The 8,401-nt window shown below is 38.7% G+C and carries 5 protein-coding genes; 1 reads left to right on the forward strand and 4 read right to left on the reverse strand.

The window, feature by feature from the left end; all coding sequences use genetic code 11:
• Nucleotides 1-616: 616 nt before the first annotated feature.
• Entirely contained in the window at nt 617-2,602 is a 1,986-nt protein-coding gene (locus tag PLK24_RS05440) for an LPS-assembly protein LptD (protein ID WP_324477049.1), read from the reverse strand.
• A gap of 6 nt (nt 2,603-2,608) precedes the next feature.
• Nucleotides 2,609-3,304 (reverse strand): LptA/OstA family protein, encoded by a 696-nt coding sequence (locus PLK24_RS05445; protein ID WP_324477051.1) that lies wholly within the window; start codon nt 3,302-3,304, stop codon nt 2,609-2,611.
• A 568-nt stretch (nt 3,305-3,872) separates the two neighbouring features.
• Here PLK24_RS05445 and nth point away from each other — a divergent pair.
• Entirely contained in the window at nt 3,873-4,514 is a 642-nt protein-coding gene (nth, locus tag PLK24_RS05450; protein ID WP_324477053.1) for an endonuclease III, read from the forward strand.
• Here nth and PLK24_RS05455 read toward each other — a convergent pair.
• Nucleotides 4,501-6,021: a hypothetical protein gene (locus PLK24_RS05455; protein ID WP_324477055.1), complete on the reverse strand. Its 1,521-nt coding sequence runs from the start codon at nt 6,019-6,021 to the stop codon at nt 4,501-4,503. The genes nth and PLK24_RS05455 overlap by 14 nt on opposite strands.
• Before the next feature lie 402 nt (nt 6,022-6,423).
• Complete coding sequence (locus tag PLK24_RS05460; RefSeq protein ID WP_324477057.1) at nt 6,424-7,965, reverse strand: Ig-like domain-containing protein; 1,542 nt, start codon at nt 7,963-7,965, stop codon at nt 6,424-6,426.
• Between the last annotated feature and the right edge of the window lie 436 nt (nt 7,966-8,401).

Consider the following 8,401-nt stretch of genomic DNA (forward strand, 5'->3'; position numbering starts at 1 on the left):
TTCTCCCCAACTTGGCTGGTCACCACGAGCACAGCCGGTGGCCATAATGCTTATTACCAAGACAGCTAATATTAGTATGAACAGCAATTTTCCTTTCATAGTTTTTCTCCTTGATTAATAATTTATTGTTTAGGTTCTCATGCCGATTAGTGGCATCAGCTATAAATGAAAATACCAAACTAAAACGTCATTGCAAGGAGCTCAACCGTTCTTTGGTTGGACGACGTGGCAACCCCATCCACTCACTCTGTCATTCTGAGGAGCGTCTTGTGCGACGTGAGAATCTCATCCTTTCCGATTCCACAGTTCCACAATTTATCAATCTTACAAATAATAAAAGATGACACATGAGATTGCCACGACCTCAAAAAACGAGGTCTCGCAATGACGGATTGGATTGATGAGATCCTCACGCCCTCGAAAAACGAGGGCTCAGGATGACGGCATTTTTAAGCATTTGTGTATTTTCAGAATAGACCCTCATGCTGCTTTCGCAGTATCAAATGTAAATGGAAACAAAGATTTGACATACCATGGCAGGTCGCTACATTAATCGAGTGCAATACATTGTCACCCTTACGAAAAACAGCAAGGGAGTGACATTTTTTGGTCTTCTTTATCCTCCCAAAGTGACTTTTTGCGAAGGAAAAGCCTTAATGGTATATTCAAGCCAGAAAGTATCTCGGGGTTTGTCGTAAAAAAAAGTAATTTCTCGGCAATGAAGATCACGCGTAACCCCAACTTCTAAACCCTGGAGATTACCGTTGGTAAGATTCCAGGTTCCATCGACCGACAACCTCCAATCTTTATTGATTCTCCAAGTTGTGTCAACTGCCAAGCCCAACCAATCTCCAGTGTCAAAATCATAGCTCCCTTTCAAGGCGATGGAATGCTCGTCATTTTCATGATATTTGAGGCTGAATATGGTATCGGTAAAATCTTGATTCATAAAATCATAACCAGCTTCAATTCCGATTTCCCAATAATTGCTTTTGTAGCTGGCACTAAGGCTAGCATAATTGGTTTCTCTAGTGGTGTAGTCGGTTTTAAAGGGTGTCGCTCCGTCATAACCACTCCGGTTATAATTAAGAGAAACTTTTCCTTGGTCAGAAACCAATTGAGTCAACGAAATGTTTCCTTCCCAGATGTAACGAGCGAAGCCATTTCCATAAAAATCCTGAATAAAATTTATCGAAGGTTTTAAGGTGGTATTTTCTCCAATTTGGTTGGTTCCATCTAACTGTAGCTGAAATCGGTAGCGCTCATCACGGACATTGGTTTCTTCTTCAAAATAGTGTCCTCCAACAAAACTGGTTTTATAATAAAAATCAGATTTACCAATTCGGGTTCGACTTCCGGCAACTTCAAATTCAGGAATTTTAAAAAAATACCTGCCAGGATCACCAGTGAATAAATCACCTTCTGGATCGGCATGTCCATCATAACGGAGGGCATAAACCATGCTTCCCGAGGATTTTTGAAATGAAGCCTGATATTTAAGGTCTTCGTCAATATAATTTCCCCATTGAGAAAGCCTTTTATAATCCAAGATGAGGGTTCCAATTAATTTATCTCCAAAATCATAGGTGTAATTGAGATATGAAGCCAAATTGGAATTTTCATTGCTGGCGTTTGAGTTATAGGTGAGGTTAAGCCGGGTGGTTGACCTTCCTTTTTTGTGAAGTATGGCCAACTGACTGGAAATAGTGTCTTTTTGGTCATCGAGGAGAAGATTATAATCGGTGTTGAAGGTCAGGTCGGTATATTGGTCAAGTTTTTTCTGGTATTGAAGATTGGCTTTGAGTGTACTCTGAGATTCACTTGGATCTCTATAGTAGAGATAAAGTTGGCCTTTTTCGTAGGGATCCTGATGTTCGATATAATGGCGAACTCCGATTCCCCAACCATCTTTTTGGTACCAGTCGAGATATACTGTTCCATAGGAATCATAGTTAACGAAATAATTGAAAAAAAGATTGACATAAAAACCATATGAAGAGGATTGCCCAATAATAGGGATAAATGGAAGTTGTTCCTTTCTGTCGAGAAATATCACATAGTAAGGAAGGGTAAAAATTTTAAACCCAAAATCCCAATAAGATATCCCGTGAAGAATAACTCTCTTATCTGGAATAATTTCAATTTTTTGGGCATCGATATGATAATGAGGTTTTTCTAAATCACAAGAGGTCATGAAAGCTTCGTCTACAGTTGTTAAATCTGGTTCGCGGGTGAGATTTTTTCCTCGAAAGAAAACTTTCCCAACGATTGACCTTCCAGTAAATTCTGATGAGGCATCGAAGAATTCCCAACTATCGGTATCCCAATTGAAATTAGCTTGACTGGCATGAAATTGTTCTTTATTTTCGGTGACTACGACATCTCCAAAAGCCTCTAATTGCTTTTTCTGAAGGAAGATGTGGATTTTTTGACCTTCCAAAACAACATCCTGATAGATCAATTTTCCGTTGATGGCGATTATTTCTTCTCCATCACCATGATAAGTCAGGCGTTCCCCAGTCAGTTCTATAGACTTTTCTTCGGCATTAACCGAAAACGGAAGACAAATTAAAAGGAAGAAAACCAAGACCAAACGACGCATCTGGGATTAATCCCCAAGTATAAATTTAGCCTTAATGATTTTTTCTGCTTCTAAAGTTTCAGAATCAAGATAATAGACAGCTTTTCCAACCTGAAGTTCTCGTTCTTTTTCGGTTATCAATATTTCCCCTTCCATTTCAATTCGTTCTAATTGATTCTTCTCATCATCCTTAGGGAAATAGACAGCCCGGTCAGTTTTTATTGTAGTTTCTTTCCAAACTATATCAGAACCATTTTCGCTCCTAGCTTCTTCGGTTTCTCCATTATAAGTTAAAGTCGGTGCTTTCCAAATAATGGTTGATGTGCCAGTTTCTTCTTCCCGTTCTTTTTTTAAAATGACATCACCAGAAAACTGATATAGTTCTTCATCAAAATCGCCTTCCATCGACGTGGCAATAATCTCGGTCTGGTCGCGGGTAACAGTAACATTTCCTTCAAAGACTCCAGTATTGTCTTTTAAATTAAAATTCAGCTCCTGACATTGAATACGATTTTTTCCTTGAATAGCGATAACCTGGCCAATGGCTACAAAAGTTTCTCCTTTAGAATCATAAGTGATTTTATCAGCACTTTCTAAAAGAACCTCTTTTTTTTCAGGAGTGTTTTCCTCGGGTGTTATAGTTGGTTCCTGAGCATCAAGGCTCTGACCAACTAATAACAAAAAAAATGCAACGAATATGACAAGAACAGTATGTTTTTTCAAGGGTATTCCCCCCTTCGGAGCGAATTAAGTGTATTATATCATTATAAAGAAGGTTCGGTTCATTTTATCTCAAAGGTCATGATTCCGAGTTTTAATTAATAAAAAATTCGCTTTAATAGTATGATGAGATTCAGTGATCAATACTGAGTGGTGAGAAAATCTCCCATTATCCAAAGGGAGAGGGATAATAAAGGTTGAGCTCATCCACCCAGTCAGTCATTCTGAGAAGTCCGGTGTTTTCTACCGGACGACGTGAGAATCTCATTCTTAAAAGTATTTATGAAGAATAAAAAAACCCAAAAAGATGAGATCCTCACGGCTTCGAAAAACGAAGCCTCAGGATGACGCCGGCTGCGTCAGATGAGATCCTCACGCGGAAAAGCACCACTCAGGATGACCGATTAAATGCACACCCCCCTAACCCCCCTCAATGGGGCGAGGAAAAAAATAAATAAAAGAATGAAATAGTTCATTCTCACTTGATGAGAGAAGGCAAAAGTAAAATCTAACCAGGGAGCTGAAATAAATATGATCAAAGGGTCTAAAATTTAGTAACGAGAGGTAAAATATGATACAAGAAACAGCGATGAAGATTATCGATATCCTTGAAAAACGATTTCCCGATGCATGTTTGCTCCTCAATTATAGAAATGCTTTTGAACTGCTGGTTGTAACAATTTTAGCTGCTCAGGCTCCGGATGAAAGGGTCAATCAAGTAAGCCCTTCCTTATTCCAAAAGTATCCCAATCCGGCTGCTATGGCTGAAGCAGATGATGAGGAAATGGATAAAATAATTCAAACTATTAGTTTTTATCGGCAAAAAGGACGTAATATCCGAGCAATGAGCAAGAAGATAATTAAAGATTTCCAGGGAGAAGTTCCTAAAAAAGTGGAAGAATTGGTTCAGCTCAATGGTGTGGGGAGAAAAACTGCTAATATTGTTTTAGCCAATGGCTTTGGCATTCCAGCTATACCAGTTGATACTCATGTAGCAAGGGTTTCTCAAAGACTGGGTTGGTCTGAATTTTCAAATCCGGATCAAATTGAGTCGGATCTTGCTAAGATTTTCCCTCGAGAGAAATGGATAAGAGTAACACACCTCTTAGGATTTTTAGGCCGATATATCTGTCAAGCAAAGAAACCAAAATGCTGGGAATGCCCAGTTACCAATTGGTGTCCTTATCCGGGAAAAACCATTAGTAAGGATTAAAGGAATTTAATTGATGATAAGAATTTGCCGTGATGACCATATCGGCATCCAGGTCAATCTGACCATAAATATCCCTGGAACTTTGTATGATAAGGTCATTGCTTTTTTCTTCAAAAAAACGACCTTCTAACTTCAGTTGAAGGTGGTAATCTGAAAATTGACCTTCACCCTGAAGATTAAGCTGCCCCAGGAAAAACTGCATACAATCCAGATTAAGTGTATCTAAAGATCGATAACTGAGAATGAGTATTGTGTCAGACAAGTCCATATTGGAGAAAAGCCGATAATGACTTCGATTCCGATAGGAAATAATTTCAGAAAAGGGTTTGCTATAACCAATTTCAACGACACTATTGGAAGGTGCACTAATCTGAAATTTTGCCCATAATTTTTTTATCTTTTCCCAGGTTTGAGAATCGATAGAAAGTTCTTCCGGAGTTTCAATCGGTCCCCAGAGAAATGAATGATCTTGGGGAAAGTAGATGTTGAGTTCCAGCTCATGAAACCCTTCACGAAGTATAAAGCGCGGTATTTTTATTTTTTTAACAAATTCCAAGTTCATTTCAGACTCAAAGCTCTTTTCTATAGCTCCTTTCAGCAAGAGGTCAATTTTGAGATCGGATAATTGAATGGTTTTTTTTCCATGAGTTACATTACGGGTGGTAACCACCGGACCTTCCTGCCGGCCAACAAATCGATGTCTTGCCAATCGAGGCTTGATAGGAATACGGAAGCAACGAGGCGGTGTGAGGGCCAAAAAACCTTTTTGAGTTTGAACTTCCAGATAGTAAACGTATCCTTCAAATTCTTGAGGAGAAGAAAGATTATGGAAGCCCCTTTTTTTATATTCGGGAAATTCAACCTGTCGATAATGTCGAGATCGAAAGGAACGATAAAAGAGCCTAGCCTGGCAAGGTTCCCGAGTAGCCCAGCTCCAAAATAAGTTTTCGTTCCCTTCATCAATTTCAATATTAAAAGAAGTGATGAGCTGGAAGGGATCATGCTTAGAAATAACGATTTGATCGTGATTATCTTGGGTATCATATAATTTATGAAGGCTTATCCCATTTTTCCAGCAATATTCTATTTGAGGATAAAGCTTTTCAAGAAGGACAGGCGATAAGGGTTGATCTTGATTGATTAAGAGCTTTTTTTTAAGCAATATTGCTTCTGCGGTGCTTTCTATATCCAAAGAACCAACTTTCATTTCTCTTTTTTCACTCACCTGAAGGTGCTTAATTAGGATTAATTTTTGGTTCATGTAAACTTCAATAAAACAATTTATTCCTGATGGAACCCGAAGATAAAACTCGCCTTCATCGCTCGATAATCCTCTACATATTAGATCAGAGCTTCCTCCCATAAAGACCTTAATATCAGCATCGCTTAACGGAATGGTGGATTCTCCTTCGATCTGCGAGGTGATTGATGAGATATAGTCCCAAGGATTTTTTTTAATGAAAGGAGCAGTATTTGAAACATATATTGTTCCTTTTAAATATGTCATATTTCACCTTTATTATAGAGAAAAAATTTTTGCGATTACCTTTACTGAAAACAAAATAGGAAGTGAGTTTAAAAATAATCACCCTCATCCTCACCTTCTTTTATCAAGGGAGAAGGAATTATTATGATACGTCGTCTTGAGCCCTCACTTTGTGAGGGCGTGAGGATCTCATCTTTTTATTTTTTTTATCCCTTTGGATAAAGGAAGATGGTTCGGGATTCGATTCTTTTCAAAAAAAACTCATATCCCCCTTCATACTTCTTTGCTAAAGGGGGATATTGATTGGTATACAATTATTTTCATCCTCACTTAGTGCTACTAAAGTGGCAGGAGGATCTATTCAAAAAATAAAATACTCCATGCCGTTTTACTTTTGGTATGGAGTATTTTATAAGAATAACTTTAGAAGACGATAACTAATCGTTGAATGTGTATTGCTCTTCTTCTTGCTGCATCACCCTCAATTCGTAAACGATTGTTGCCTTCAACTAAGCTCTGTATAGGAATATTAACTACTTTTGGATTGTCAGGCTCAATGATACTGCTATCAAGGTTTATATTTAATGGATTTCTATTATTGAAAGTAACACGAACTCTTGCTCCAGAATCTCCTTGAGCCCAGATGAAGAGTGTTGCTTTTTCTGGAATTGATCCTGGCGAGAAGGTTAAATCAACATTATTTCCACTGAGAATCTCAAGTGAATAGGTATCGCTTAGCGAAAAACCATTGACCAAGTTCCCGGTATATCTCATGGTTAAGAAATTATGTTCTGCTGCTCCATTTCCAAAATCAAAGTAATAAAGAGTGTTCGTTGGTGTGATGGGGAATATTGGTTCAATTATACCCGAGATGGTTGTTGTTGTAGCTCCTAATCCGGTTACACCTCGGAATTCTGCAGTAACAGAAACTGTAGTTACATCACTTACATCTGGAGCATAATAGATTACAGTTGCTCGCCCCGATGAATCGGTCGCAACCGATGATTTGTTAAAACTTCCTAAATCAGTTGTCCAATATAGAGTCCTTCCATTTATTGGATTGCCATTGATATCCCGTAAGGTTGCGGTAATACGAACTTCATCTCCTGGTCTTGCCGAAAAAGAGGTTGGATTCATTATGATTTCAGACGGTCGGGTTCGACTAATAATGTTCACCGTAGATTGGACATTGCTGGGGGATGCACCTCCGCCCCCAGAGAAATTGACGCTGATTACCGCGGTACTTGGTCGAGTCGTGTTTGGAGCATAATAGTCAACCGAAGATCTGCCATTCGGGTCGGTTATCGTATTATATGACGACAAACTACCATTATCAGTTGACCAGTTAAGATTTGCTCCCCTTAAGGGTCTCCCGTTGGCATCGGTAAGCTGGGCAGTCATTGTGTAGCTGGAACCTGGTTCTATAGTAAAAGAAGAGGGTTCGAGCGACAGAATGGTAGATCGAGTACGAGCGGCTACATTAAAATGTGTTCGATTAACCGCTGATAGAGGGAATTGACGACCACTTTGGTGGGGAGATTCGATAAAGTTTTGAATCTGATTATCTCCAACTGGTTTTGGTGTATAGAGGATTATTAAGCGTTCGACACCAGCTGGTCCGGAAACCGAGCTATTGAGCGCAAGATTGCTACCAGAGCTGATTCTTTGATCGCGGACTAAAATAATAACCCCTCCATCGGAGGTATAGTCAAATATGTTGATATAGCCAGCATTTGAAGCTCCGTACCGTATGGTAATTGGATCTCCTATAAAATAAGTTGCATCTTCACCCCGATCGACAGAAATGTTTACTGATGGAGAACGGGGAATGGATATATATACATTGGGATTTAGGTTGAAACGGAATGTAACTCTTGGTTGAGCGCCCACCGATATCGCGGAGAACGTCATTATTCCCAAAATCATGAGTAAAAAACTCAAAAAGACTGTTTTTTTTCTTATCATGGGAACTCCTCCTTTTTTCTTTTAGCTTTAAAAACCTATAATTAAAAAACCCAATAGCATGATTTCTTATAAAAATTTACACTTTTAATTATATCATACAGGGTCACAAGGAATTTGGTTCCCGAAAGATGAAGTAGTGGTTATAATGGTGATTCTTAGGGTTAAAAATTCGTGAGGATCTGAAAGAAATTTAGAAAAAAACAAATACCAAAACGTCTCTCCTTATCTAAAGGGAGAGGAATTAATTAAAAAGAATTAAAAGATGAGATCCTCACACCCTCAGAACCTGAGGGCTCAGGGTGCCTTTTTTAAACACTTTTTACTTATTTTGGTATTTTCAGGATAGGCTCTCTATGCCTTGCTATGCAGCACCAGATGAGGATGAAAATTTGTATATACCGACCAATTTCCCCCTTTAGAAAAGGGGGTTAGGGGG

It is taken from the genome of Atribacter sp. (assembly GCF_035418125.1).
In the GTDB taxonomy this organism is placed as follows: Bacteria; Atribacterota; Atribacteria; order Atribacterales; family Atribacteraceae; genus Atribacter; species Atribacter allofermentans.